At 70.7% G+C, this 26,491-nt stretch carries 24 protein-coding genes; 12 read left to right on the top strand and 12 right to left on the bottom strand.

What is annotated here, in order from left to right; translation table 11 throughout:
* The first annotated feature begins 90 nt into the window (after window positions 1-90).
* Both ACIBI9_RS17070 and ACIBI9_RS17075 read left to right on the top strand, forming a co-directional pair.
* Complete coding sequence (locus ACIBI9_RS17070) at window positions 91-1,704, top strand: ABC transporter permease (protein ID WP_397223027.1); 1,614 nt, start codon at window positions 91-93, stop codon at window positions 1,702-1,704.
* A 42-nt stretch (window positions 1,705-1,746) separates the two neighbouring features.
* The gene (locus ACIBI9_RS17075) at window positions 1,747-2,508 is read left to right on the top strand and encodes a phosphotransferase (protein ID WP_397223028.1); all 762 of its coding nucleotides are present in this window, start codon (window positions 1,747-1,749) and stop codon (window positions 2,506-2,508) included.
* On the opposite strand, the gene ACIBI9_RS17080 is transcribed toward ACIBI9_RS17075, so the two are convergent.
* Both ACIBI9_RS17080 and ACIBI9_RS17085 read right to left on the bottom strand, forming a co-directional pair.
* Window positions 2,411-3,199, bottom strand: a complete 789-nt coding sequence (locus ACIBI9_RS17080) for an LLM class flavin-dependent oxidoreductase (protein WP_397223029.1) — start codon at window positions 3,197-3,199, stop codon at window positions 2,411-2,413. The two genes, ACIBI9_RS17075 and ACIBI9_RS17080, sit on opposite strands and share 98 nt — an antisense overlap.
* Window positions 3,200-3,358: 159 nt before the next feature.
* Window positions 3,359-3,802: a winged helix-turn-helix transcriptional regulator gene (locus tag ACIBI9_RS17085; protein WP_397223030.1), complete on the bottom strand. Its 444-nt coding sequence runs from the start codon at window positions 3,800-3,802 to the stop codon at window positions 3,359-3,361.
* A 65-nt stretch (window positions 3,803-3,867) separates the two neighbouring features.
* On the opposite strand from ACIBI9_RS17085, the gene ACIBI9_RS17090 reads away from it, so the two are divergent.
* Window positions 3,868-4,245, top strand: a complete 378-nt coding sequence (locus ACIBI9_RS17090; RefSeq protein ID WP_397223031.1) for a YybH family protein — start codon at window positions 3,868-3,870, stop codon at window positions 4,243-4,245.
* Window positions 4,246-4,382: 137 nt separating this feature from the next.
* Entirely contained in the window at window positions 4,383-5,417 is a 1,035-nt protein-coding gene (locus ACIBI9_RS17095; RefSeq protein ID WP_397223032.1) for a serine hydrolase domain-containing protein, read from the top strand.
* Window positions 5,418-5,746: 329 nt separating this feature from the next.
* Here ACIBI9_RS17095 and ACIBI9_RS17100 read toward each other — a convergent pair whose 3' ends face one another.
* On the bottom strand, window positions 5,747-6,274 hold the full coding sequence (locus ACIBI9_RS17100) for a CGNR zinc finger domain-containing protein (RefSeq protein ID WP_397223313.1): 528 nt from the start codon (window positions 6,272-6,274) through the stop codon (window positions 5,747-5,749).
* A 92-nt stretch (window positions 6,275-6,366) separates the two neighbouring features.
* On the opposite strand from ACIBI9_RS17100, the gene ACIBI9_RS17105 reads away from it, so the two are divergent.
* Window positions 6,367-7,293 carry a DMT family transporter gene (locus tag ACIBI9_RS17105; RefSeq protein ID WP_397223033.1) on the top strand — a complete coding sequence of 309 codons (927 nt, stop codon included), beginning with the start codon at window positions 6,367-6,369 and terminating at the stop codon, window positions 7,291-7,293.
* A gap of 5 nt (window positions 7,294-7,298) precedes the next feature.
* Here the strand turns inward: ACIBI9_RS17105 and ACIBI9_RS17110 are convergent, their stop codons facing one another.
* The 9 genes from ACIBI9_RS17110 to ACIBI9_RS17150 form a co-directional block, all read right to left on the bottom strand.
* A complete protein-coding gene (locus ACIBI9_RS17110; RefSeq protein WP_397223034.1) occupies window positions 7,299-7,676 on the bottom strand; it encodes a Fur family transcriptional regulator in 378 nt (125 codons plus the stop codon).
* A complete protein-coding gene (locus tag ACIBI9_RS17115; RefSeq protein ID WP_397223314.1) occupies window positions 7,673-8,545 on the bottom strand; it encodes a metal ABC transporter permease in 873 nt (290 codons plus the stop codon). Before ACIBI9_RS17115 ends, ACIBI9_RS17110 begins: the two co-directional genes overlap by 4 nt.
* A 28-nt stretch (window positions 8,546-8,573) precedes the next feature.
* Window positions 8,574-9,353: a metal ABC transporter ATP-binding protein gene (locus tag ACIBI9_RS17120; protein ID WP_397223035.1), complete on the bottom strand. Its 780-nt coding sequence runs from the start codon at window positions 9,351-9,353 to the stop codon at window positions 8,574-8,576.
* Entirely contained in the window at window positions 9,350-10,273 is a 924-nt protein-coding gene (locus tag ACIBI9_RS17125; protein ID WP_397223036.1) for a metal ABC transporter substrate-binding protein, read from the bottom strand. The genes ACIBI9_RS17120 and ACIBI9_RS17125 overlap by 4 nt, the downstream gene beginning before the upstream one ends.
* Window positions 10,274-10,594: 321 nt before the next feature.
* On the bottom strand, window positions 10,595-11,455 hold the full coding sequence (gene fdhD, locus ACIBI9_RS17130; protein WP_397223037.1) for a formate dehydrogenase accessory sulfurtransferase FdhD: 861 nt from the start codon (window positions 11,453-11,455) through the stop codon (window positions 10,595-10,597).
* 66 nt (window positions 11,456-11,521) lie between these two features.
* Window positions 11,522-12,364 carry a 2Fe-2S iron-sulfur cluster-binding protein gene (locus ACIBI9_RS17135; protein WP_397223038.1) on the bottom strand — a complete coding sequence of 281 codons (843 nt, stop codon included), beginning with the start codon at window positions 12,362-12,364 and terminating at the stop codon, window positions 11,522-11,524.
* Window positions 12,361-14,154 carry an NAD(P)H-dependent oxidoreductase subunit E gene (locus tag ACIBI9_RS17140; protein WP_397223039.1) on the bottom strand — a complete coding sequence of 598 codons (1,794 nt, stop codon included), beginning with the start codon at window positions 14,152-14,154 and terminating at the stop codon, window positions 12,361-12,363. The genes ACIBI9_RS17135 and ACIBI9_RS17140 overlap by 4 nt, the downstream gene beginning before the upstream one ends.
* 4 nt (window positions 14,155-14,158) lie before the next feature.
* Complete coding sequence (locus tag ACIBI9_RS17145; protein WP_397223040.1) at window positions 14,159-16,060, bottom strand: molybdopterin oxidoreductase family protein; 1,902 nt, start codon at window positions 16,058-16,060, stop codon at window positions 14,159-14,161.
* 38 nt (window positions 16,061-16,098) lie between these two features.
* A complete protein-coding gene (locus ACIBI9_RS17150) occupies window positions 16,099-17,076 on the bottom strand; it encodes a 2-dehydropantoate 2-reductase (protein WP_397223041.1) in 978 nt (325 codons plus the stop codon).
* A 67-nt stretch (window positions 17,077-17,143) separates the two neighbouring features.
* On the opposite strand from ACIBI9_RS17150, the gene ACIBI9_RS17155 reads away from it, so the two are divergent.
* The 7 genes from ACIBI9_RS17155 to ACIBI9_RS17185 all read left to right on the top strand — a co-directional run bounded on the left by ACIBI9_RS17155 (window position 17,144) and on the right by ACIBI9_RS17185 (window position 26,487).
* Window positions 17,144-18,340 (top strand): molybdopterin molybdotransferase MoeA, encoded by a 1,197-nt coding sequence (locus ACIBI9_RS17155; RefSeq protein ID WP_397223042.1) that lies wholly within the window; start codon window positions 17,144-17,146, stop codon window positions 18,338-18,340.
* Window positions 18,341-18,422: 82 nt separating this feature from the next.
* The gene (locus ACIBI9_RS17160; protein ID WP_397223043.1) at window positions 18,423-20,096 is read left to right on the top strand and encodes a thiamine pyrophosphate-binding protein; all 1,674 of its coding nucleotides are present in this window, start codon (window positions 18,423-18,425) and stop codon (window positions 20,094-20,096) included.
* Window positions 20,097-20,109: 13 nt separating this feature from the next.
* A complete protein-coding gene (gene frc, locus ACIBI9_RS17165; RefSeq protein WP_397223045.1) occupies window positions 20,110-21,333 on the top strand; it encodes a formyl-CoA transferase in 1,224 nt (407 codons plus the stop codon).
* Complete coding sequence (locus ACIBI9_RS17170) at window positions 21,333-23,444, top strand: acetate--CoA ligase family protein (RefSeq protein ID WP_397223046.1); 2,112 nt, start codon at window positions 21,333-21,335, stop codon at window positions 23,442-23,444. The genes frc and ACIBI9_RS17170 overlap by 1 nt, the downstream gene beginning before the upstream one ends.
* 78 nt (window positions 23,445-23,522) lie before the next feature.
* The gene (locus ACIBI9_RS17175) at window positions 23,523-25,013 is read left to right on the top strand and encodes an Nramp family divalent metal transporter (protein ID WP_397223048.1); all 1,491 of its coding nucleotides are present in this window, start codon (window positions 23,523-23,525) and stop codon (window positions 25,011-25,013) included.
* Entirely contained in the window at window positions 25,013-25,501 is a 489-nt protein-coding gene (locus tag ACIBI9_RS17180) for a hypothetical protein (RefSeq protein ID WP_397223050.1), read from the top strand. The genes ACIBI9_RS17175 and ACIBI9_RS17180 overlap by 1 nt, the downstream gene beginning before the upstream one ends.
* Entirely contained in the window at window positions 25,498-26,487 is a 990-nt protein-coding gene (locus ACIBI9_RS17185) for a TerC/Alx family metal homeostasis membrane protein (protein WP_397223051.1), read from the top strand. Before ACIBI9_RS17180 ends, ACIBI9_RS17185 begins: the two co-directional genes overlap by 4 nt.
* Window positions 26,488-26,491: the final 4 nt, after the last annotated feature.

Consider the following 26,491-nt stretch of genomic DNA (forward strand, 5'->3'; position numbering starts at 1 on the left):
GGGCCCCGGGCCGGCTGTCGCCTATACGCGGGTATAGCCTGCTGTTCACCGGAACAGTTGGCTGTACTCGTGAGTAGGAGCTGATGCCGGATGGCTGACGTACAAAACGCCCTGGCGGGCACCGGCCACCTCGTCCGCCTGGCGCTGCGCCGCGAACGGGGCATCGCGCCCTGGTGGATCCTCCTGATCGTGACCCTGGCCCTGGCGTTGGTGTCCTACGTCAACCGGGCCATGGGCACGTACGAACTGAAGCTCACCTACGTCGAACTCGCCGCCAGGAACGTCTTCCTGCGGGCGCTCGGCGGCGGTCTCATCGAGCCGCGGCTGGAGGTGATCGCGACGTGGCGCAGCGGCGGCTTCCTGTACGTGGCGAGCGCGTTCGCGGCCCTCATGTCGATCGTCCGCCACACGCGCAGGGAGGAGGACGAGGGGAGGGCCGAGCTGGTCCGCTCCGGCATGGTCAGCCGTTACGCGCCCCTGACCGCCGCCCTGCTGGTCGCCGGCGGGATCAGCCTGGCCGGCGGGGTGCTGACCGGGGCCGTGCTCGTCGGGATGGGGTTCGAGCCCGTCGGGACGGTCGCCTACGGGGCCGCGATCACGGTCGCGGGCTGGGTGTTCGGCGCCGTCGCCGCGGTGGCCGCGCAGATCGCGCGCAGCGCCCGCACGGCCACCGCGCTCAGCCTGGCCGCGCTCGGCGCCGCCTACGTGATGCGTTACGCCGGTGACGCGACCGGACAGTACTGGCTGAAGGCGCTGTCGCCGATCGGCTGGAGCCACCTGGTGCGCGCCTATCAGGACGAGCGGTGGTGGCTGTTCGGGGTGCCGGTGCTGGTCAGCGTGGTCCTGTACGCGGTCGCGTACCGGCTGCTCGGCCGCCGCGACCTCGGCGAGGGCCTGCTGCCCGAGCGCCTGGGCCGGCGGTCGGCGCCGGAGCTGCGCGGCCCGATCAGCCTGGCCTGGCGGCTGCACCGCGCCCTGCTGGCCAAGTGGGCGGCCGGGGTCGCGTGCTTCGCCGCGGCCGGCGCCGGGCTCAGCCCGCTCGCCCAGGACCTGATCTCGCGGCCGAGCATCGTGGTCCAGAACATCATGAGCGTCCTCGGGGTGTCCGACATGGCCACCACGCTGGGCGCTTACTCGTGGTACCTGATCCTCATCATCGCGTACGTCGTCGCGCTCTACCCGGTGCTCATGACGCTGCGGCTGCGTTCGGAGGAGACCTCGGGGCGCGCGGAGACCGTACAGTCCACCCCGATGACCCGCCTGCGCTGGGCCGCCGGCCACCTGGTCGTGACCGGGCTCGGCACGGCGGCGCTGATGGCCGTCGCCGGGCTCGTGTTCGGCACGCTGTACTCGCTGCTCGTCGGCGATCTCGCCCGCGACCTGCCCCGCTTCCTGGCCGGGGCGCTGAGCACCGTACCGGCGGCCTGGTGCGTGGGGGCGGTCTGCGTGCTCGCGTACGGGCTGCTGCCGAGGGCGAGCGTGGCGATCTCCTGGATCGTCTGGCTCCTGACCGCCGGGCTCGGCAAGATCGTCAGCCCCCTGTACGGGCTGTGGCACGGGACCCCGCTGGAGCCGTTCCACTACGTCCCCAACCCGATGCTCGGAACGCCCTTCGACGTCCGCCCTGCCCTGGCGCTGACGGCTCTCACGGCGCTGCTCGTCGGCGGCGCCCTCGCGGCTCTGCGCCGCCGCGACTTCGGGTGAGTGGTCTAGCATGTCGTCCCATTCGGCAAGATCGGAGGGCGGATGGGCGGCCATGCCATCGAGGTGCGGTCCGACGTGGTGATCAAGCGATACCGGTCGTCGGGCTATGGCGAGCCCGAACGCGAATGGCGTGCCCTGGAGCTGCTGGGCCAATACGATCCCGGTCTGGCCCCGGCGCCGGTGACCGCCGAGCTGGAGGCCGATCCGCCGACCGTGGTGATGTCCCGCCTGGACGGCACGACGGTGAGCGGGGAGATCGCGGGGAAACTCGTCGACGCCCTGGCCGAGGCCATCACCGGCGTCCAGCGCTCGATCCCGTCCCGGGTGCTCGACCGGGTGCCGGCGCGTGCCGGGCACCCGGTCTATCTCCTGCGGAAAGTACGCGAATGGGCGGCGGCTGCCACGCCCGAACCCGCGACCGCCGAAGCCCTCCGCGCGGCCACGGACTGGGTGACCGGGCCGGGCCTGGAGCGGATGTTCGCGCAGCCGGGCACACCGGTGTTCGGCACCGGTGACGGGAACCTGGCCAACTACCTGTGGGACGGCACCAGGGTCCGGGTCATCGACTTCGAGTACTCCGGGCGCAGCGACCGCGCGTTCGAGCTGGCCGAGGTCACCGAGCACATCGCGGTCTGGGAGAACGATCCGGCCGGGTTGACCGCCGTGCTCGACCGGCTCGACCTGACCGCCGAGGAGGCGGCCAGGCTCACGGAGTGCCGGCGGCTGATGGCGCTGTTCTGGCTGCTGCGCTGCCGCCAGGAGATCCGGCCCGCGCAGGCGGACCGGATGCTGGCCCTGCTGTAGGGCTCCTCAAAGGGCGCTGACCACGTCCGCCAGCCGGTCGACCTGACCCGGATCGCGGCCGTAGCAGTACAGCATGACCTCGTCCACGCCGAGCTCCGCATACTGCGCGACGTACTCGCGGATCTGCCCGGACCGTGTCGATGAGCCCGCCGGCCCACGACGGCGCGGCGGCGGCGAGGAACCCGTCGCCCCAGCGCGCGACCCGCGCCAGCGCGGCCGGCTGGAAGCCGCCGAAGAGCACCTCGGGCCCTCCCTGCCGGGCGGGGAGCGGCCCGATCATGCCGGCGCCGTCACCGTACGGCTCGCCGGACCACAGCCGCCGCATGACGGCCATCTGCTCGTCGAGCCGCCGCCCCCGGGTACGGATGTCGGTGCCCGCGACCAGGTGATCGTCCTCGCGGCCGCCCACGCCGAGCCCCAGCACCAGCCGCCCGCCGGAGATCCGGTCCAGGGTCGCGGCCTGCTTGGCCAGCAGGGCGGGCTCGCGCAGGGGCGCGAGCAGCACCTCGGTCTGCACGCGTACGCGAGTGGTGGCCCCGGCGACGAGGGCGAGGGCGATCAGTGGTTCGGGGTTGTCGTAGACGAGCCGGTCGAGGAGACCGAGGGTGGTGAAGGGGCCGGCATCAGCGCGCCGGGCCCAGTCGAGCAGGGCCGCGGGATCGCTGATGGGCAGGCCGAGACCGACGTTCATGAGGTACCTCCGTGAAGGGGCATGCGGAATCTATGCCGCCCCTCCAGGACCTCCACGACGGGGGAGGCAGGGCTCCCGTTCTGCGGCGCACTTCTGGGGAGCTCCTGATCAGAGTGATCCTCACTGTAGGGCAGCCCCGCCGCCCGAACAAAGCCGAGCTCACCCGCGACCGCTCTCAGCCGCGTCGCCCAGACCCGGCTGGACGCTGCCGCCTCCACCATGGGCGCCCGAGTCGGGGCCGTCTCCAGCTTGGGCCCCCCAGTCCCAGAGCGCCTGGAGGACGGGGCCGAGGCGGCGCCCGTGCGAGGTGAGCCGATAGTGCGTACGGGGCGGCCACCCGGACCTCCGGCGACGTTCGAGCACCCCGGCCTCGGCGAGCTGCGCCAGCCGATCGGACAGCACCTTGTCCGACAACTCCGGCAGCGCCTGGCGGAGCTCGGTGAACCCGCGCTCACCCCGCAACAACTCGCGGATCACGAGGGTCGTCCACCGCCCACGCAGCGCCGCCAGCGCGATCTCCACCGGGCACGACGAATCCGGCTCGGTGACCTCAGCCCGAGGATCGTCGGGCAGACCGGGGTGGCCAACCATTTGGTGAGTCACGAGAGCGCCTCCTAGCGTTGCCGCATCCACCCGATTTCTACCTTCCGGAAGGACGTGCATCGACGATGCGCCAACTCGCCGAACGCCCCGAGGACGTGCCCGCGGTGTTCGCCGACCGCTTCAACACCGGCGACCCGGCGGCCGTGGGAGAGGTCTACGAGAGTGGAGCGGTGTTCGTACCCGAGCCCGGCTCCCCGCTGACCGGTCCGGAGGCCGAAGCCGCCAACGCCCGCTTCGTGGCCCTCGGCGTGCCGATCACGGTCCGGCCGCGGCACGTCTACACCGCGGGCGACACGGCCCTGCTGATCGTGGACTGGGTCATCGACGGCGTGGACCGGGACGGGCAGCAGGTCCACATCGAGGGCACCGCCACCGACGTCGCCCGCCGCGGAAGGGACGGGCGCTGGCGGTACGTCATCGACAACCCTTTCGGCTTGACATGAAGGCGTCCCAGGCAGCCGGACCCTTGCCTCACCTGACAGAAGGACTGCAGTCACCCAAGATGGCGCGGTTCATCTGCCACGAACCAAGGCCGTAGTTACGCTGGCAACCGCAGCCACCCGCGCGCGAAAGGCAGATCATGACGCCTGACCCGGACCGCATCGAGCACCTGCTGCGCCGGGGCGTCCAGCAGAAGGTCTACCCCGGCGCGACATGGGCCATGGGCGACGCCGGCGGCCTCCAGCTCGCCGGCTCCTGCGGCCTGCTCGACCCGAACGAGCCGGACCACCCCATGAGCCAGGACGCCGTTTTCGACCTCGCCAGCCTCACCAAGATCATCGCTGTCTGGTCGGTCATCGGCATGCTCCGGGACCAAGAACGCCTGACCCTGGACGATCCGCTCGGCACGCTCATGCCCGCCCTGAACGGCTACCAGCTGGCCCCCGTGACCGTGCGCCAACTGCTCACCCACACCGCAGGCGTCCCGCTCCGCGCCAACCTCAAGAATCTGTACGGCACCGACCCCGTCCAGATCCGCCACGGCGTCCTCCACGAGCCCCTGCACCGCCCACCAGGTCAAGCCGTCGAATACACCGACCGCGCCGCCCTCATCCTCGGCTACCTCGCCGAACACCTCACCGGCACCCCGCTGGACCAACTAGTCCGGACCGGGATCTGGCAGCCCATCGGCATGAGCACCACCCAATTCGGTCCGCTCCCGGCAGACCTCATCCCACGCTGCGCCCCCACCGAGCACGACGACGAAACCGGCACATTCCGCAGAGGTGCCGTGCATGACTTCTCGGCACGAGTGCTCGGCGGAGTATGCGGGATCTCCGGCGTCTTCTCCACGGCGGCCGACCTGGCGAAGTTCCTGCAGCACCTGCTCGACCCCAGCCCCGGAAACGGCTTCGGCTCCGCCTGGGTCCAGGAATCTCTGCAGATCCACACCGGTGACCTACGACCGGTGCGGGGCCTGTTCTGGCATCCGGCTTCTGGCACCGATCCACTGGACGGCGTGTTCGTGCACTACGGCTTCACCGGAACGGGCATGTGGATCTCCCTCAAGCAAGGACGTTGGGCCGTTCTCCTGACCAACAAGCTCTACTACAGCCGCGATCGCCAACCGCTGCGTGAGATCCGCAACGCCTTCCGCGCCTGGGCCTTCGCGTAGGTCGCACTTGGAAGCGCAGGCCGATGCCCGCCGATGCTCCCGTTGCCGTCGTCAACGATCATCGCTCTTGACGTTCATGGTCGCATGATCGTTGGCCTTGGCTGATTGCGGGACCTCGTCTCCGTGCTTGGCCATGGGGTGTTCGGTGCGGTAATCGGGGTCGCGTCCGAGGGGTGCGGGGACCGGCAGGGCCCCGCCTGGGGTGTGGGGGCTTGCCCCCACAGGGCGCTGCCCGAGCGCTCCATCGCGCGTAGCGCGCCTCAGAGCGAGGACCGAGCCTTCCCCCTGGGCTTTACCCGAGCTTCCCTGGGCTTCCCTCGGGCTCGGGGTTAGGCGCGGCGGCGGGCGCGGTAGGCGGCTACGTGCATGCGGTTGCCGCAGGTGCGGCTGTCGCAGTAGACGCGGGACCGGTTGCGGGACTCGTCGACGAAGACGCGGTCGCAGTCGGGGGCCGAGCAGGTGCGCAGGCGTTCGACCTCGCCCTCCACCAGCAAATGGGCCAGGGCGACGCCGCAGTCGGCCGCCACGTGCTCCGCCAGGGTGGAGTCCGCGGCGAAATAGTGCACGTGCAGCGGGTGGCCGTCGTGCTCCGTCAGCCGGGGGGTGATGCGCGTCTCGGAGAGCAAAGCGTTCAGTGTGCGGACCGCCGTGGGCTGGTCCGGGGCGGTGAAGACGCGGTGGAAGGCCTCTCGCACCATCCGCACCTGGCCCAGGTCGCGGGGCGTGAGCTTGGTGACGCCGCTGATCTGGCGGGACTCCACGAACGCCTGCAATTCGGCCAGGCCGGCGAGGCCCTCGTCGCCCCCGGTGGAGGGCGAGGTGTTGACCAGCTCGACAACGGTGGCCAAAGAATGCACCATGTCATGGCCAAACGGCATGTTGACTCCTGTCCGCGCCGGGTTCTAGCGTGGTCGCACTGTATCTCCTGCATGGCCGTACGGGGGTTTCTATGAGTGCACATCGCCGTATCGTGCTGATCGCGATCGTCGGTGCACTGATCATCTCCACCTCCGCCCCCTTGGTTCGGCTCTCAGGTGTATCGCCTGCCACGTCCGCGTTGTTCCGTTGCGCGTACGCCGTGCCGCCCATGATCGTGCTGGCCTGGCTGGAGCGGCGCAGGCTGGGGCCGCTGCCGCGGAAGGGGCTGGTGCTGGCCTGGCTGGCGGGGGTGGTGTTCGCGCTCGACCTGCTGTTCTGGCATCACACGATCGACTACGTGGGTGCGGGGCTGGCCACCGTGCTGGGGAATCTGCAGGTGTTCCTGGTGGCGTTCGCGGCCTGGGCGCTCTTCAAGGAGCGGCCGTCCTTCCGGTTGATGGTCGCGACGCCGGTCGTGTTCGCGGGGGTGGTGCTCATCTCCGGGGTGTTCGACAGCGCCGCCTACGGGCGTGATCCGATCATGGGGGTGCTGGCCGGGATCGCCACGTCCATCTCGTACGCGGCGTTCCTGCTGCTCATGAAGGCCGGGCCGGAGCGGTCCGTGGGGCCGCTGGCGCACGCGACGGTGGTCGCCACCGTGGCCATCGCCCTGCTGAGCCCGCTCTTCGGCGGCGCCGACCTCGTGCCCACCTGGCCGGCGCACGGGTGGCTGCTGCTGCTCGCGCTGGGGCCGCAGGTGCTGGGGTGGTCGCTGATCACGTTCTCGCTGCCGCGTCAGCCGGCCGCGCTCACCGCGTTGCTGCTGCTCGTCCAGCCCATGACGACCGTCGCGCTGTCCGCGGTGGTGCTGGGCGAGCGGCCGTCGGCGCTGCAGCTCGCCGGGTGCGCGGTGATCGTCCTCGGAGTCCTGTACGGCTCCCGCACCCGTTCGCCGGAGCCCGGAAAGACCCGCAAGGACGAGACCCGCGAGCCCCAGGCGAAAGCCCCCACCAGCTGAGCAGGTCAGCCCTTGGAGCAGGTGGCGCAGGTGCCGAAGACCTCGACCGTGTGGGTGATCTCGGTGAAGCCGTGCTCGCTGCCCACCGCCTCGGCCCACCGCTCGACCGCGGGGCCCGCCACCTCCACCGTGTGGCCGCAGCGGCGGCAGACCAGGTGGTGGTGATGGACGTCGCTGGCGCACGCGCGGTAGACGGACTCGCCCTCGTCTGTACGCAGCACGTCGACCTGCCCGCCGTCGGCCAGCGCCTGCAGGGCGCGGTAGACGGTGGTCAGGCCGATCTTGGCCCCGTGCAGGCGCATCTCGGCATAGACGTCCTGCGCGCTCCGGAACCCCTCGCTCCTACGGAGGGTGTCGTGCACGGCATCGCGTCTCGTCGTCATGCGACCTCCTCCACGCGCATCTTCGGTCGCTCGCTCACTGTCGACTCCTGGGTACGGCCTCGGCGTACGAATTTACCGACACCGAGGGCCAGGACGAAGCCGACAAGAGCAAGAAGCACGATCGCGGCCCCGGGAGGCACCTTGGCCGAGTAGGTGGAGGCGAGCAGGCCGCCCACCGAGGCGAGCACCCCGAACAGCATGGCCAGCGCCATCGTCGTACGGAACCCCCGGGTGAGCTGCTGGCTGGTGGCCACCGGGATCACCATCAGCGCGCTGACCAGCAGCAGGCCCACCACGCGCATCGCGATCACGACAGTGAGCGCGGCGGTGACCGCGATCAGCAGGCTGAGGAAGCGGACCGGCAGGCCGCTCGCCCTGGCCATCTCCTCGTCCTGGCAGAGCACGAACAGCTCCCTGCCGAAGACCACGACCACGCCGATCACGGCCACGGCCAGCGCGGCGATGACCCAGATGTCCTGGACCGTGACGCTGGCGATGGCGCCGAACAGGTAGGAGTTCAGCTTGGCGTTGCTGCCGCCCGGCGCGATGCCCATGAGCATGACGCCGCCCGCGATCCCGCCGTAGAACAGCAGCGCCAGCGCCACGTCGCCGCTGGTGCGCCCGCGCGCCCTGACCAGCTCGATGGCCACCGCCCCGACGACGGAGACGATCACGGCGGTGAGCACGGGTGCGGTGCCGGTCAGGAAGCCGAGGGCGACGCCGGTCAGCGCCACGTGGCCGATGCCGTCGCCCAGCAGCGCCAGCCTGCGCTGCACGATGAACGTCCCCACGGCGGGCGCGCACAGGCCCACCAGCAGCGCGGCCACCAGGGCGAGCTGGAAGAGCTGCTCCTGGAGCAGATCCATGATCATCGCGGTTCCCCCCATCGGCCGCCGTTCACGGCGCCTCCCCCTGCCAGCCGGTCAACGGCCCCGCCGCCGGTGTGGCGGCGTGCGGATGCTGGTGCTCGTGACCCGGCCGGGCGCAGTCGCCCTCCGGGCGCGGCGGCCGGCCGTCGTGCGCGACGCGGCCCTCGCGGATCACCACGCCGCGCGTGATGATTGACTCCAGCGGCCCCAGCTCGTGCGCGACCAGCACCACCGTCTTGCCATCGCGCACCAGCCCGGCCAGCGTGTCGGCCAGCAACTGCTGCGTATCGGCGTCCACGCCCGCCGTCGGCTCGTCCATCACGTACGTGTCCGGCTCCCCGGCCAGCGCGCGGGCGATGAGCACCCGCTGCTGCTGGCCCCCGGACAGCGACTGGACGGGGTCGTTCGCGCGGTCGGCCAGCCGGACGGCCTCCAGCGCGTCGGCCACGGCGGCCTTGTCGGCCGGGCTGGTCCTGCGCAGGCGGCTCTGCCTGGCGATCCGGCCCGAGGCGACGACCTCGCGTACGGTGGCGGGCACGCCGCCTCCGACCTGGAGCCGCTGCGGCACGTAGCCGATGCGCCACCAGTCGCGGAACTTGCCCGGCGGAGACCCGTACATCAGCGTCGAGCCGCCGGTGAGCGGCGTGAGGCCGAGCAGTGCGCGGACCAGCGTCGACTTGCCGGAGCCGTTGGCCCCCAACAGGGCGACGACCTCCCCCGGACAGACGGTCAGGTCGATCCCCCGCAGGACGGGCTTGCCATCGAAGGAGACCCGGCCGTCGGTCATCGCGAAGGCCGTTTCGCTCATGCCGTACACCCCAGTGCTGTTTGTAGGGTTTTGAGGTTATCGCGCATGGCCGACAGGTAATCGCCGGAGGGCCGGCTCTCCAGCGGGTCGAGTACGGCGGTCTTCGCGCCCACCTCGTTCGCGAGCACCTCGGCGACCTTGGGACTGACCAGGGACTCGGTGAAGATCGTGGTCACGCCCTCGGCCTTGGCCAGCTTGGCCACCTCGGAGATGCGCGCGGGCGACGGCTCGGTCTCGGGGTCGAGCGTGATGCCGACCTGCTTGAGTTTGTAACGGTCCGCCAGGTAGCCGAACGCCTCGTGCGCCGTGACCAGCGACTTGGTCCTGCAGTTGCTCAGGCCCTTGGCGAATTCCTGATCGAGCGTTCCAAGCGCGCCCGCCGTCTTGGCGGCGCGGTCCTTGTACGCCTGCGCGTGCGCCGGGTCGGCGACGGCCAGGCGCTCGCCGAGCTTGGTGGCGACGGTGGCCAGGCGGGCGGGGTCCAGCCAGAGGTGGGGGTCGTACGAGACCTCGTGGCCGTGCTCCTCCTCGCCCTCCTCGCCCTCTTCGTGCCCGCTCGCGGGCAGGGTGGTGACGGCCGTGGCGGCGTCGAAGCTCGTCTCGGCGTCCACCGCCTCGTCCACGGCGGGCTGGACGCCCTTGATGTAGACGGTGAGCGCCGCCTTCTGGATCTCGGTCACCTGCTGGATGCCCAGCTCAAGGTCGTGCGGCTCGACGCCGGGGGCGGTCAGGCCGGTCACGTGCGCGTCGGATCCTCCCACCTGCTCGGTCAGCCATTGGAGCGGGTAGAACGCGGCGACCACCTCCGGCTTGCCCCCTGCGGCGGTCTCGGCGGAGCCGGATCCGCAGGCGGCGGTGGTGAGGAGGGTGGCCCCGGCCAGCAATCCGACAGCGTACGACCGGGAAAATCCTGACATCATGTGAGTCAGTATGCGCCAAAATGAAAATGGTTGTCAAAATCCCCCCGACTTGGGCAGGCGAGGGAGCGCCGTTGCCTGGACTGACGAGGGAAGGCAACGGCTCGGAGCGACCGAGCCCGCCTCCACGGGGTGGAGGCCATAAGCAGGTGAGGGAGCGCCGTTGCCTGGACTGAGGAGCGCAGGGAGCGTAGCGACTGGAGTGACGAGGGAAGGCAACGGCTCGGAGCGACCGAGCCCGCCTCCACGGAGTGGAGGCCATAAGCAGGGAAGGGATGCCGGACGGCGCGCTGGGGGCCAGGGGCGCCGTGCGGCATCCCGCCATCACCCCGGTGAGTGTGCGCCGGCTGAGCCATAGCCGGCGCTCGGGGTGATGCTCAGGCGGCGCTCGCCCGTATAGACGTTCATCGAGTCCCCGCGCAGGAACCCGATGAGCGTCAGCCCCTCCTCCGCGGCCAGTTCGACCGCGAGCGACGACGGCGCCGAGACCGCGGCGAGCACCGGGATGCCGCCCATGACCGCTTTCTGCACCAGTTCGAACGACGCCCGGCCCGACACCATCAGCACCGTCCCCCGCAGGGGGAGCCGGCCGTTGCGCAGGGCCCAGCCGAGCAGCTTGTCCACCGCGTTGTGCCGGCCCACGTCCTCGCGTACGCACAGCGGCTCGCCGTCGGACGTGAACAGGCCGGCCGCGTGCAGGCCCCCGGTCCGGTCGAACACCCGCTGGGCCGCGCGCAGCCGGTCCGGCAGGGTGGCGACGGTCGGCTGCGCCAGCTCGACCGGGTCGTCTCCGGCGCTCCAGCGAGCCACCGTGCGTACCGCCTCCAGCGACGCCTTGCCGCAGACGCCGCAGGAGGACGTGGTGTAGAAGTTGCGCGGCGCGGGCGCCGCCACGCCGGGCGCGAGCCGCACGTCGAGCACGTTGTACGTGTTCCCGTCGTCCACTGTCGCGCCCGCGCAGTAGCGGATCGTGGCGATGTCGTCCGCCGCGCCCACGGCCCCCTCGCTGACCAGGAACCCGGCGGCCAGGTCGAAGTCGTCGCCGGGCGTGCGCATGGTGACCGTCAGCGGCGTCCCGTCGAGGCGGATCTCCAGCGGCTCCTCGGCGGCCAGCGAGTCGATCTTGGGGATCCGGGCGGTGTCCTTGACCCGCAGGATCCGCCGCTTCACCGCGACCCTAGACATGAGCGCTCCCCTCGCCCCGGATGAGCGCCCTAGACATGAGCGCTCCCGTCGGCCCGGATGGCCGCCCTAGACATAGCCGTACCCGAAGCGGCCCTTGACGCAGAGGTTGCCCTTGGTCACCGGGTTGTCATGCGGCGAGCTCACCTTGACGATCTTGTTGTCCTGCACGTGCAGGGTCAGGTTGCAGCCGACCCCGCAGTAGCTGCAGACCGTCGTGGTCTCGCTCTGCCGCGACTCGTCCCAGGTGCCCTCGGCCCGCATGTCGAACTCGGTCTTGAACGACAGCGCGCCCGTCGGGCACACCTCCACGCAGTTGCCGCAGTAGACGCAGGCCGAGTCGGTGAGCGGCGCCTCGAACTCCGTGGAGATCGTCGCGTCGAACCCCCGGCCCGCCACGGCGATGGCGAAGGTGTTCTGCCACTGGTCGCCGCAGGCGTCCACGCACTTGTAGCACAGGATGCACTTGCTGTAGTCGCGCACGTAGAGGTCGTTGTCCACCTTGGCGGGCTGCTCGACCGTGGCCGCGTCGTCGCCGAAGCGCGCGGGGTCGGCGCCGTACTCCTCGACCCACTCGGCGGCCCGAGGGGTGGTCGACATGTCCACGGAGGAGCCGAGCAGCTCCAGCACCACCTTGCGGCTCTGCCGGGCCCGCTCGGTGTCGGTGCCGACCTTCATGCCGGCCTCGGCCTTGCGGGAGCAGGCGGGCGCCAGCGTCCTGGCGCCCTCCACCTCCACGACGCAGACGCGGCAGGCGTTCTTCGGGGTCAGCGTGTCGCCGTAGCAGAGGGTGGGGATGTCCTTGCCCGCCGCGTGGCAGGCGTCGAGGATCGTCGAGCCCTCCGGCACCCGTACGTCCTCGCCGTCGATCTGGACGTCGATGAGCCGCCGGGGCGGCTGGAGCGGGATCATTTGAACACTCCCAGACGGTCGATGGCCGATTCGACGGCGTTCCAGGCGGTCTGCCCGAGGCCGCAGATCGAGGCGTCCCGCATGGTCTGACCGACCTCGCGCAGCAGCACGAGATCATCGTCCGAGACCCGGCGCGACAGCCGGTGCAGGGCCTCCTCCTGCCGTACGGTGCCGACCCGGCAGGGCACGCACTGGCCGCAGGACTCGTCGCGGAAGAACTCCGCGATGCGCAGCAGCAGCCGTTTCAGGTCCACGGTGTCGTCGATGACGAGCACCACGCCGGAGCCGAGCGTCGCCCCCGCGTTCCTGGTGCCCTCGAAGGTGAGCGGGATGTCCAGGTCGGTGACGAACGCCCCGGCCGCGCCGCCGAGCAGCACCGCCCTGGTCGTGCCGGTGGTGCCGGTCAGGTCCAGCAGCTCGCGCAACGTCGTCCCGAACGTGAGCTCGTACACGCCGGGCCGCTCGACCGCGCCCGAGACGCAGAACAGCTTGGGCTCGGCCGCCGTGTACGCCCGGGCGCCGCGCTCCAGGATCGGCAGCACGTTGACCAGCGTCTCGACGTTGTTGACCACGGTCGGCTTGCCGAACAGCCCCTTCTCCACGGGGAACGGCGGCTTGCTGCGCGGCTCGCCCCGCTGCCCCTCGATGGAGTTGAAGATCGCGGTCTCCTCGCCGCAGATGTACGCGCCCGCGCCCCTGCGCAGCTCGATGTCGAACGACAGGCCCTTGCCGAGGATGTCGTCGCCGAGCAGGCCCCGCGAGCGGGCGGTCGAGATGGCGTGCTGGAGCCGCGCGGTCGCTCTGGGGTATTCGCCCCTGATGTAGAGGTATCCCTTGGCGCAGCCGGTGGCGTAGGCGGCGATCGTCATCGCCTCCACCAGCGCGTACGGGTCGCCCTCCATGATCACGCGATCCTTGAACGTGCCCGGCTCGCTCTCGTCGGCGTTGCAGACCAGGTAGTGCGGGTGGTCGGGCTGGCGGGCGGTGGCGTCCCACTTGCGGCCGGTCGGGAACGCGGCGCCGCCCCTGCCGACCAGGCCCGACTCCAGGACTTCCCGGATGACCCCGGCGGGCCCCAGCTCGAACGCCCTCCTGAGCGCGGTGTAGCCGCCGGCCGCCCGGTAGTCGTCCAGGCTCGCGGGGTCGGTCGTGCCGACCCTCCTGAGCAGGGTCAGCCCGTCCTGCCCGGCCTGCGGAACGGCTGCCGCAACCGGGGCGTCGCCGGCGACCTCGAGGCTGGGGGTGTGGCCGTTGGGGGTGGGCGAGTCCAGGGCCAGGGAGGCGTTCGCGGGCGCGTACACCTGGGCCTTGGGGGGTGTGCCGGCCTCCAGGGCGAGCGCGGCGGGGGCCCGCTCGCACAGGCCCAGGCAGGGGCTCTCGTGCCACGACTTGCCGGGCGGGCCGAGCCGCTCCTCCACCTGCCTGCGTACGTCCTCGCCGCCCTTGGCCTGGCAGGCCAGGTCGGTGCAGACGTGCAGCACCCGCTTCGGCCGCGGCTCCATGGAGAACAGCGAGTAGAACGTCGCCACTCCGTACGCCTCGGCGGGCGGCACGGTCAGGCGGCGGCAGATGTAGTCGAGCGCGCCCTCGCTGATCCACCCGACCCGGTCGTTGACCGCGTGCAGCGCGGGCAGCAGCATGTCGCGCTGCGACTCGGCCCGGACGGCCACCCGCAGGTCGGCCTCGGTCCTCCAGCCGCCGTCCCACGCCGACCCGGGCGGCCCGAGCAGGGCGTCGACGGCCGCGCGCTCCTCGTCGGACGGCTCTGCGCCACGGAACCTCAGATCCATCTGATCACCCGGCCTTCACGAGCTTCTCGACACGTACGGCCGCCGCCTTGAACTCGGCGGTGCCCGCGATCGGGCAGGTGGCCTCGATGGTGAGGGAGTTGGTGTCCACCTCGTCCGGGAAGTGGAACGTCATGAACACCAGCCCCGGCCGCAGGGCGGGGTCGATGAACACCGGCGCGACCACCGAACCGCGCCGCGAGGTGATCCGCACCTCCTCGCCCGCGACGACGCCGAGCCGGTCGGCGTCCTCGGGGCAGAGCTCCACCGTCTCGCCCCGGCGCAGGGGAGAGGCGAACCCGGAGGACTGCACGCCCGTGTTGTAGGAGTCGAGCCGCCGCCCGGTCGTCAGCCGCAGCGGATACTCCTCGTCCAGCAGGTCCACCGGCGGCGAGTGGCGCAGCACCGCGAACGGCGCCGGCGTGCCCCGCCTGACCGGGTCGCTCTCCCACAGCCTGCCGTGCAGGTAGGGCGGCTCCAGCGAGTCCTCCGACGGGCAGGGCCACTGGATGCCCTGCAGCTCGGCCAGCCGCTGGTAGGACATGCCGTGGTGCTGGGGCGACATGGCGCGCAGCTCGTTCCAGACCGCTTCGGCGCCGTCGTAGTGCCAGTCGTGGCCCAGCCTGCGGGCCAGCTCGCACATGATCCAGATGTCGTCGCGCGCCTCGCCCGGCGGATCCAGGGCCTTGCGCACCCGCTGGACCCGGCGCTCGCTGTTGGTGAACGTGCCGTCCGCCTCGCACCAGGCGGCGCTCGCGGGCAGCACGACGTCGGCCATCTGGGCGGTCTTGGTGAGGAAGATGTCCTGCACGACCAGGTGGTCGAGCATGGACAGGCGCTTGATGCAGGCCAGCGAGTCGGCCTCGGACTGCACGGGGTTCTCACCGATGAGATAGCAGGTGGTCACCTCGCCGTCGGCCATGGCCTCCAGCATCTGGGTGAGGTTGAGGCCGTAGCGCGGCTGGATCTCCCTGCCCCACGCGCTCTCGAAACGCGCCCGGATATTGGGATCGAGGATGTCCTGGAAGCCGGGCAGGCGGTTGGGGATGGCGCCCATGTCGCCGCCGCCCTGCACGTTGTTCTGGCCGCGCAGCGGCGACAGGCCGGAGCCGTAACGGCCGACGTGGCCGGTGAGCAGGGCCAGGTTGATCAGGGCCCGTACGTTGTCCGTCGCGTTGTGGTGCTCGGTGATGCCGAGCGTCCAGCACAGCTGGGCGCGGTCGGCGCGGGCGTAGGCATGGGCCAGCTCGCGGATGGCGTGCGCGGGCACGCCGGTGACCTGCTCGGCGGCGGTCAGCGTCCAGGGCTCGACCGACTCTTTGAACTCCTCGAACCCGATCGTGGCCCGCTCGATGAACGCCTCGTTGTGCAGCCCCGCGTGGATGATCTCCCTGGCCACCGCGTGGGCGAGGGGGATGTCCGTGCCCACGTTCAGTCCCAGCCAGAGATCGGCCCACTGGGCGGTGCCGGTGCGGCGCGGGTCCACCGCGAACATCCGCGCGCCGTTGTGGATGCCCTTCAGCACGTGCTGGAAGAAGATGGGGTGGGCGTTACGCGCCGCCGAACCCCACATCACGATCACATCGGTGTCCTCCACCTCCTGGTAGGAGGACGTGCCGCCACCGCTGCCGAACACCGCCGACAGCCCCGCCACGCTCGGCGCGTGGCAGGTGCGGTTGCAGGAGTCCACGTTGTTGGTGCCGATCACCACGCGGGTGAACTTCTGCCCGACGTAGTTCATCTCGTTGGTGGAGCGGGCGCACGACAACATGGCGAAGCAGTCGGGCCCATGCGCGGCGAGGTTGCGGCGGAAGCCCTCCGCCGCCCGCTCCAGGGCTTCCTCCCAGGTCGCCCTGCGCAGCACGCCGTTCTCACGCACCAGTGGATGGGTCAGGCGGTCATAGCTCATGATCCCTCCATTCTGTATACAGGCTACGGTATTCCCCGCTAGACCGCGCGGACAAGGTTGGCGTTGAGGAGGTCGCTCACCGCGTGGATGGCGCGCAAGGTCGGCACCTCGGCACCGGTGAGGTCGGCCAGCTCGACCACCGCCGCGAGCAGCACGTCCAGCTCCAGCGGCTTGCCCTTCTCCAGGTCCTGCAGCGTGGAGGTCTTGTGCTCGCCCGCCTTCTCCGCTCCTTTCAGGCGGCGCTCGATGGAGATTCCCGGGTCGCAGCCGACCCTCCTGGCCACTTCGACGGTCTCCCGCATCATGGCCACGACCAGCTCCCTGGTGCCGTCGTGGCGGCAGATCCCGGCCATCGTCGCCCTGGCCAGCGCGCTGATCGGGTTGAAGGCGATGTTGCCCATGAGCTTGACCCACACGTCTTTGCGCAGGTCGCGCTCCACCGGGCACTTGAGCCCGCCGGCTATCGCGGCCTGGCTGAAGGCGGCGCACCGCTCGGTCAGCTCGCCGTCCGGCTCGCCGATGGAGAAGCGGGTGCCCTCGAGGTGGCGGATCACGCCGGGTCGCTCGATCTCGGTGGCGGCGTACACGACGCAGCCGACGGCACGGTGCAGGGGCAGCGCGGTCGTGACCGCGCCGCCCGGGTCGACGCTCTCGATGCGGTAGCCCTCGTAGGGGCCCTTGAGCCCGTGGAAGTACCACCACGGGATGCCGTTCTGCGCGGCGATGATGCTCGTGGCCTCGTGCAGGAGCGGCCTGATCATGGGGCCCGCGGAGGCGTAGCTGTTCGCCTTGAGGCCCAGGAAGACGTGGTCCACCGGGCCGATCTGGGTGGGGTCGTCGGTGGCATGGGGATGGGCGGTGAAGTCGCCTCTGGGGGTGAGCACCCGCACACCGGCGCGGCGTATCGACTGCAGGTGCTCGCCTCTCGCGATGAGGTGCACCTCGACTCCCGCCCGGTGGAGGGCGGCCCCCACGTATGCGCCGATGGCGCCGGCGCCAAGAACAGCGACCTTCATGCTGCGCTCCGTTCTCGCGTCGGATTTGCATTCGGTATACAGTATGGAAAAACGCGGGTCAAGGAGCATGCCTGTGACCGTTCTTCGGCATGATCTAGTGGTGGAATCGACGACCTGGGTGACCGCGCGGGCCCTCGCGAAGGGGGCCGCGACGCCCCTCGAGCCCGCATCCGTGCCGCTCGCCGACGCTCTCGGCGGCCGCCTCGCCGTGCCTTTGACGGCGCTGGTGGCGGTGCCCGGGGTGGACGTTTCGGCGATGGACGGCTACGCGGTGGCCGGTGCCGGCCCGTGGCGGGTGGTCGGCCGGGTTCTGGCCGGTGGCGCCTGCTACGCGGACGAGCTGCGGCCGGGGGAGGCGGTCGAGATCGCCACCGGCGCTCCGACGCCCGCGGGGGCGTCGGCGGTGCTGCCGTACGAGCAGGCCGCGGTGGACGGGGCGCGGGTGAACGGCGCCGCCGAGATCGGGCGGCACATCCGGCGGCGGGGCGAGGACATCGCCGAGGGCGCCGTCGTGCTGGGCGCGGGCGCGGTGGTGACCCCGGTCGCGCTCGGGCTGGCCGCCGCGCTGGGCCACGACGAGCTGCCGGTACGGCCCCGCCCCCGCGTGGCAGTGCTGATCACCGGGGACGAGGTCGTGCACGAGGGCCTTCCCGTGCCGGGCCGGGTGCGCGACGCCATCGGCCCGTTCCTGCCGGGGCTGGTGGCGTGGGCCGGCGGCCGGGTGGCGAGCACGGACGTGCTGCCCGACGGCCGGGAAGCGCTCCGCGCCGCACTGGGCGCCGCGCCGGAGACCGGGGCGGCGGACGTGGTCGCCGTGTGCGGCGCGTCCTCCAAGGGGCCCGCCGACCACCTCAGGGCCGTGCTCGGCGACCTCGGCGCCGACGTGATCGTCGACGGCGTCGCCGTGCGGCCCGGGCACCCGCAGCTCCTGGCCCGGCTGCCGGGCGGGTCGCTGGTCGTCGGCCTGCCGGGGAACCCGTTCGCGGCCCTCGGCGCGGCCCTCACGCTGCTCGCGCCCATCCTGCGCGAACTGGCCGGAACCCCTGCCCGCACGGAGACGTCGGCGCTGGCCGGAGCGGTGCGGGCGCATCCGCGCGACACGCGGCTCGTGCCGGTCAGGAGGTCGGGCCGGGGCGCGGTGCCGGTGGGGCACGACCGGCCGGGTTCGCTGTGGGGGGCGGCGCTGGCCGACGCGCTGGCCGTCGTCCCTCCGGGGTGGGCCGGTGAGCAGGTCGAGCTGATCGAGTTGCCTTCTGGGGGCTAGACAGGCCGAACGGGAGGGAGTAACCATTGCGGTCATACGGTATGCAGTATGCGGAAGACAGCCGACGCCGTGAAAGGGTGGCATGATGTCGGAAACGATCTCTGGTGGTCATCTCGTAGCCAAGGCACTCAAGGCCGAGGGCGTGGACGTGATCTACACGCTCTGCGGCGGCCACATCATCGATATCTACGACGGCTGCGTCGATGAGGGCATCGAGGTCATCGACGTACGCCACGAACAGGTGGCGGCGCACGCGGCCGACGGGTACGCGCGCATCACCGGCAAGCCCGGCTGCGCCGTGGTCACCGCCGGGCCGGGCACGACCGACGCGGTCACCGGCGTGGCCAACGCCTTCCGCGCGGAGAGCCCCATGTTGCTCATCGGCGGCCAGGGAGCGCTGAGCCAGCACAAGATGGGCTCGCTGCAGGACCTGCCGCACGTGGACATGATGACCCCGATCACCAAGTTCGCGGCCACGGTGCCGAGCACGGAGCGGGTGGCGGACATCGTGTCGATGGCCTTCCGCGAGTGCTACAACGGCGCGCCGGGCCCGTCGTTCCTGGAGATCCCGCGCGACGTGCTCGACGCGAAGGTCCCCTTGGAGAAGGCCCGCATCCCCAAGGCGGGGCACTACCGGGCCTCGACCCGCCAGCAGGGCGACCCCGAGGCGATCGAGCGGCTGGCCGACATGCTGGCGCACGCGGAGAAGCCGTGCATCCTGCTCGGGAGCCAGGTATGGACGTGCCGGGCCACGGACGCCGCGATCGACTTCGTCCGCGCCCTGAACGTGCCGGCGTACATGAACGGCTCGGGCCGCGGCACGCTCCCGCCCGGCGACCCGCACCACTTCCAGCTCAGCCGCAGGTACGCCTTCACCAACGCCGACCTGATCATCATCGTCGGCACCCCGTTCGACTTCCGGATGGGCTACGGCAAGCGCCTGTCGCCGACCGCGGCCGTGGTCCAGATCGACCTCGACTACCGCACCGTCGGCAAGAACCGCGACATCGACCTGGGGATCGTCGGCGACGCCGGCCTCGTCCTCGCGGCGGCGGCCCAGGCCGCCAGCGGCCGGATCGAGAACGCGGTCACCAAGCGCAAGGAGTGGATGGACGAGCTGCGCGCCGTCGAGACCCAGGCGTACGAGAAGCGCCTGCCCCGCCAGCTCTCCGACGCCCAGCCCATCGACCCCTACCGGCTGGTCCACGAGATCAACGAGTTCCTGACCGAGGACACGATCTACATCGGCGACGGCGGCGACATCGTCACCTTCTCCGGCCAGGTCGTGCAGCCCAAGTCGCCCGGCCACTGGATGGACCCGGGCCCGCTCGGCACGCTCGGCGTCGGCATGGCGTTCGCGATGGCGGCCAAGCAGGCGCGGCGCGACAAGGAGGTGCTCTGCCTGTTCGGCGACGGCGCCTTCAGCCTGACCGGCTGGGACTTCGAGACCATGGTCCGCTTCGACCTGCCGTTCATCGGGGTCATCGGCAACAACTCGTCCATGAACCAGATCAGGTACGGCCAGGCCGCCAAGTACGGCGAGGACCGCGCCCGCATCGGCAACACCCTCGGCGACATCCGCTACGGCGACTTCGCCAAGCTGCTCGGCGGCTACGGCGAGGAGGTACGCGACCCGGCCGAGATCCGCCCCGCGCTGGAGCGGGCCAGGGAGTCGGGCAAGCCCTCGCTGATCAACGTGTGGGTCGATCCAGAGGTCTACGCCCCCGGCACCATGAACCAGACGATGTACAAGTAGGGGAGCGCCCAAGATGAAGGCTCTCGAAGGTGTCCGCGTCCTCGACATGACCCACGTCCAGTCGGGCCCGTCCTGCACCCAGCTGCTCGCCTGGCTGGGGGCGGACGTCGTCAAGCTGGAGGCCCCGACCGGCGACATCACCCGGCAGCAGCTCCGCGATCTCCCGGACGTCGACAGCCTCTATTTCACGATGCTCAACTGCAACAAGCGCAGCATCACCCTCAACATGAAGAGCGAGCGCGGCAAGGAGATCTTCACCGAGCTGGTGAAGAGCGCCGACATCCTGGTGGAGAACTTCGGCCCGGGCGCGGTCGACCGCATGGGCTTCACCTGGGACCGCCTCCAGGAGCTCAACCCGCGCCTGATCTACGCCTCGATCAAGGGCTTCGGCACCGGCAGGTACGCCAAGTTCAAGGCGTACGAGGTGATCGCCCAGGCCATGGGCGGCTCGATGACCACCACCGGCTTCGAGGAAGGCCCGCCGCTGGCCACCGGGGCGCAGATCGGCGACTCGGGCACCGGCATCCACGCGGTCGCCGGCATCCTGGCCGCCCTCTACCAGCGCCAGCAGACCGGCCGGGGGCAGCGCGTACAGGTGGCCATGCAGCACGCCGTGCTGAACCTGTGCCGCGTCAAGCTCCGCGACCAGCAGCGCCTGGTGCACGGCCCGCTGCGCGAGTACCCGAACAAGACCTTCGGCGACGAGGTGCCCCGCTCGGGCAACGCCAGCGGCGGCGGCCAGCCCGGCTGGGCGGTGCGCTGCGCGCCCGGCGGACCCAACGACTACATCTACGTGATCGTGCAGCCGGTCGGCTGGAAGCCGATCTCGAACATCATCGGCCGCCCCGAGCTGGCCGAGGACCCCGAGTGGGCGACGCCGGAGGCGCGGCTGCCGAAGCTGGACAAGATGTTCCAGCTCATCGAGGAGTGGACGATCCGCCACGACAAGTGGACGGTGCTCGACCGGCTCAACGCCGAGAACATCCCGTGCGGGCCGATCCTGTCCACCAAGGAGCTGGTCCAGGACGAGAGCCTGCGCGAGGAGGGCATCGTCGTCACGGTCGACCACCCGGAGCGCGGCGAGTTCGTGACCGTCGGCAGCCCGCTGCAGCTGTCGGACTCCCCGGTCGACGTCCGCACCCCGCCCCTGCTCGGCGAGCACAACCAGGAGATCTACGGCGAGCTCGGCGTCAGCGCGGACGAGCTGGCGGAACTCAAGACGAACGGAGTCATCTAGTGGTCAGGGAAGTCATCGAGAAGGCGCTCGCCGAGGGCCGCACGGCCCTGACCGCTCCGGAGGGGCGCAGGATCTGCGAGGAGTACGGCATCGCCACCCCGGGCGAGGGCCTGGCCACCTCGGCCGACGAGGCGGTCGCCATCGCCGAGCGCATCGGCCTCCCGGTCGTCCTGAAGATCGTCTCCCCGGACATCCTGCACAAGACCGACGCGGGCGGCGTGCTGGTCGGCCTGAAGAGCGCGGAGGAGGTCCGCGCGGGCTACGACACGATCCTCGCCAACGCCCGCGCCTACAACGCCGACGCCACCATCGACGGCGTCCAGGTGCAGCAGCTCGTCGGCGGCGGTCACGAGGTCATCGTCGGCGCCGTCACCGATCCCACGTTCGGCAAGGTCATCGCGTTCGGGCTGGGCGGCGTCCTGGTCGAGGTGCTCAAGGATGTGACCTTCCGGCTCGCCCCCCTCTCGGGAGAAGATGCGCTTGGGATGCTGGACGACATCAGGGCGGCAGATGTGCTCCGTGGTGCCCGGGGGGCCGAGCCGGCCAACCGCCAGGCGCTGGCGGAGCTGATCGAGCGCGTCGGCCGGCTGGTCTCCGACTTCCCCGAGATCCTCGAGGTGGACCTCAACCCCGTCTTCGCCGACGCGAACGGCGCGGTCGCCGCCGACGTGCGCATCCTCATCGGCGACAAGCCCGCCGAGGTCGCCCGCCTGTCGCGGGAGGAGATCCTCCGGCAGATGACGCGGATCTTCAAGCCGCGCTCGGTGGCCGTGATCGGCGCCTCCGCCGAGACCGGCAAGATCGGCAACTCGGTCATGCGGAACCTCATCAACGGCGGCTACCAGGGGCAGATCTTCCCGATCAACCCCAAGGCCGACGAGATCATGGGGCTGACCGCGTACAAGAGCATCTCGGACGTGCCCGGCGACGTGGACGTGGCCGTGTTCGCGATCCCCGCCAAGTTCGTGGCGTCGGCGCTGGAGGAGGCCGGGCAGAAGGGCGTGGCGGGCGCGATCATGATCCCGTCGGGGTTCGCCGAGACGGGGAACGTCGAGGGCCAGAAGGAGATCGTCGAGATCGCGCGCAGGCACGGCGTGCGCATGCTCGGGCCCAACATCTACGGCTACTACTACACGCCGGAGAACCTCTGCGCGACGTTCTGCACCCCGTACGACGTCAAGGGCAGCGTGGCGCTGACCTCGCAGAGCGGCGGCATCGGCATGGCCATCCTGGGCTTCAGCCGCACCACCAAGATGGGCGTCTCGGCCATCGTCGGCGTCGGCAACAAGGCCGACGTGGACGAGGACGACCTGCTGACCTTCTTCGAGCAGGACGACCACACCAAGGCCGTCGCCATGCACCTGGAGGACCTCAAGGACGGCCGCGGCTTCGTCGAGGCCGCGCGCCGGGTCGTCAGGCAGAAGCCGGTCATCGTGCTGAAGGCCGGCCGCACCGCGATGGGCGCGCGGGCGGCGGGCTCGCACACGGGCGCGCTGGCGGGCGACGACAAGGTCTACGACGACATCCTGCGGCAGGCCGGGGTCGTGCGCGCGCCGGGACTCAACGACATGCTCGAATACGCCCGCGCGCTGCCGATCCTGCCCGCGCCCAAGGGCGAGAACGTCGTCATCATCACCGGGGCGGGCGGCTCGGGCGTGCTGCTGTCGGACGCCATCGTGGACGCCGGGCTGACGCTCATGGACATCCCGCCCGACCTGGACACGGCCTTCCGCGCCTACATCCCGCCCTTCGGCGCGGCGGGCAACCCCATCGACATCACCGGCGGCGAACCGCCCTCGACCTACGAGAACACGGTCCGCCTCGGCCTGGCCGACGAGCGCATCCACGCCCTCGTCCTGGGCTACTGGCACACGATCGTGACGCCGCCGATGGTCTTCGCCGAGCTCATCGCCCGTGTCGTGGCCGAGGAGCGGGCGAAGGGCAACGTCAAGCCGGTCGTGGCGTCGCTCGCCGGCGACACCGAGGTAGAGGAGGCCAGCGAGTACCTGTTCGAGCACGGCGTGGTCGCGTACCCGTACACGACGGAGAAGCCCGTGGCGGTCCTTGGCGCGAAATACCGCTGGGCCAGGGCTGCCGGTCTGCTGCGCTAAGAGCCAAGCTGCAACAGACCGGGTGAGGGGGCTATTCGGGGCGCACGAAGAAGCAACAACCCCCCAGGAGGTCCGTAGGTGGACACATCGAAAACACCACCGGCGACGGCCACGCCGCCGGTCGAGGACGAACGAGTATGGAAAGCGGGCCGGCTTGAGCCGATGCCCATCAGGAAGCTGCCCGACGCGCCTCCGTCGGTGCACATTCTCGGGCCGACGGTCTTCCTCGTCGCGCTGGGCGTGGGCATGGGCGAGTCGTACATGTGGCCCCGGCTGGTGCTGCTGTTCGGGCCCGAGATCAGGTGGCTGTTCCTGATCGGCGTCACGCTGCAGGCCTTCGTGATGCTGGAGATGGCGCGGTACGCCATGGCGACGGGAGAGAGCATCTTCTCCGGCGCGGCGCGGGTGTTCAAGCCGCTGATGTGGTTCTTCTTCATCGTGGCCATCGCCGTCTACATCTGGCCGGGACACCTGTCGGCCGGAGCGGCGGCGTTCGAGGAGATCACGGGCATCCCCTGGATGGTGACCGCCATCGTCGGGCTCGTCCTGGTCGGCGTGGTGTTCAGCCTGGCCAAGGTGATCTACAACGTGCTGGAGAACGTGCTGTCGCTGCTCATCGGCACACTCGTGATCGGCACGGCGGTGGTCGCGGCCATGGTCGGCTCCTGGGGCGACGTGGCCTCCACGCTCACGGGCATGTTCTCCTTCGGCTACTTCCCGTCGGAGGCCATGTCGGCGGCCTGGTTCCCCGTCATCGTGGGGGCGTGCGCCTTCGCCGGGCCCTCCGGCATGCAGCAGATGTGGTACACGCTGCACCTGCGTGACTCCGGGGCCGGCATGGGCGCGCACATCCCGCAGATCCGCGGGCTGCGGCACGCCGGCCAGCAAGAGGAGATGCCCGCGCGCGGGTTCATGTTCGACACCGAGGACCCGGCCGAGATGGCCAAGTGGAAGGGCTGGCGGCGCTGGGTCACGTTCGACGCGCTGCTGCTGTTCTGGGGCGTCACCATGCTGGTGACGATCTCGTTCACGGTGATCGCGCAGTCCGCCGTGCGGCTGAACCCGGGCGTGCGGACCGTCATCCAGGGCGACGACCGCGAGGTGGCGCTCACCGCGATGGCCAACGCCGTCTCCCACGCGGGCAGCTCGGTGCTCGGGGCGGTCTTCCTTGGGTTCATCGCGCTGATCGGCCTGAACGCCACCCTGGGGCTGTTCGACTCGTTCTCCCGGGGCCAGGCTGACATGACGTACCACTTCGTGACCGGGGCGAAGAAGCTGGGCATGTCGCGCCTGTACGGGGTCTTCCTCTGGGGCGTGATCCTCTTCGGCATCCTGATCCTGCTGTTCGGGCCGGCCGACGGGCCGAGCGGGATCCTGGACACGCTGGCGTTCCTGTCGACGTTCGCGATGGGGGCGTACTGCGTGACCCTGCTCCTGGTGAACAACCGCATGCTGCCCAAACCGATCAGGCCCAAGTGGTGGACGAACGTCATCATCGGCTTCGGCGCGGTGTTCTACCTGGGGATGCTGTTCTACAGCCTGTTCGCCTTCGGCGTGGTCGTGGGCTGATGGACGGACGGCACAGCCTCGAACTCGCCCTGCCAGGGGCGTCGATCGGAGCCGTCGCCGGAGCCATGGCCGGTGGGCTGACCCTGTTCGCGGGGCAGCCCACCGGGATGGCCGCGCTGTCGGCCCTGTCGCTCGCCGTGCCGCTCGCCCTCTTCGGCGGCCTGTACGGCGTGCTGCTCGGCCACGGCGTGTTCCGTCCGGGGACCTTCGGGCCGGTCGGCCTGTACTGGGTGGCGGCCTTCCCCGTGTCCCGGCTCGCACAGGAGAGCCTGGTCGGGGTCGGCCTGGCCGACGGAGTGCTGCCGTTCCTGGCGTACCAGGCGATGGTGAGCCTCGGCTTCGCGATCGGCTTCGTCTGGCTGCACGAGCGGATCATGCCGCACTGGCTGATCCGCCGCGCCGCCGCCAATCCGCTGGCCAAGGATCTGCTCGGCCTCTATGTCCGGCACGCCGGGATGTTACGCGCACGAAGGGGGGCCCGCCGGTGAACCTGCCCGCCTGGATCTGGCTGGTCACGATCGCCGGCTTCGCGGTCGTGCTCGCCGTGGACTTCTGGCTCGTCGCCAGGAGGCCGCACGAGCCGTCCATGAAGGAGTGCGTGGCCTGGGTCTCGTTCTACGTCGCCCTGGCCGCGGCCTTCGGCGCCGGGCTCCTGCTGCTGTCGGGCCCCGCCCACGGTGGGGAGTTCTTCGCCGGCTGGATCACCGAGTACTCGCTCAGCGTGGACAACCTCTTCGTCTTCCTGCTGATCATGAGCCGCTTCCAGGTGCCGCGCGAGTACCGCCAGAAGGTGCTGCTCATCGGCATCATCCTGGCGCTGGCGATGCGCGGCGCGTTCATCGCGGCCGGCGCCGGCGCGGTGGCCAGGTTCGACTGGCTCTTCTACGTGTTCGGCGCCTTCCTCGTCTACACGGCGTGGAAGCTGATGGGAGGCGAGGACGACGAGGCGGAGTTCTCCGAGAACGTCGCCCTGCGCGCGGTGCGCCGGGTGCTCCCGACCACGGACACCTATCATGGCGCCCGGCTCACCGTGCACCTCGGGCGCAGGATGGTCACCCCGATGCTGATCGTCATGGTCGCCATCGGGACCACCGACCTGCTCTTCGCGCTCGACTCCATCCCGGCCATCTTCGGCCTCACCAAGGAGCCCTACCTGGTCTTCACCGCCAACGCCTTCGCCCTCATGGGGCTGCGCCAGCTCTTCTTCCTCATCGGCGGGCTGCTCGACCGGCTCGTCTACCTGAGCAAGGGGCTGTCGGTGGTGCTGGCCTTCATCGGCGTGAAGCTGATCCTCGAGGCCCTGCACCACGACGGTGTGTCGTGGGCGCCGGAGATCCCGATCCTGGTCTCCCTCGGCGTCATCGTCGGAACCCTCGCCCTCACCACGGTGCTGAGCCTCATCAAGTCGGCCCGCGACGCGAGGGCGTCCGCCGCGGCCTCGGAGGGGGTGGAGCCCGAGCCCGTGGAACGCTGACCAC

The organism is Nonomuraea sp. NPDC050451, assembly GCF_044458585.1.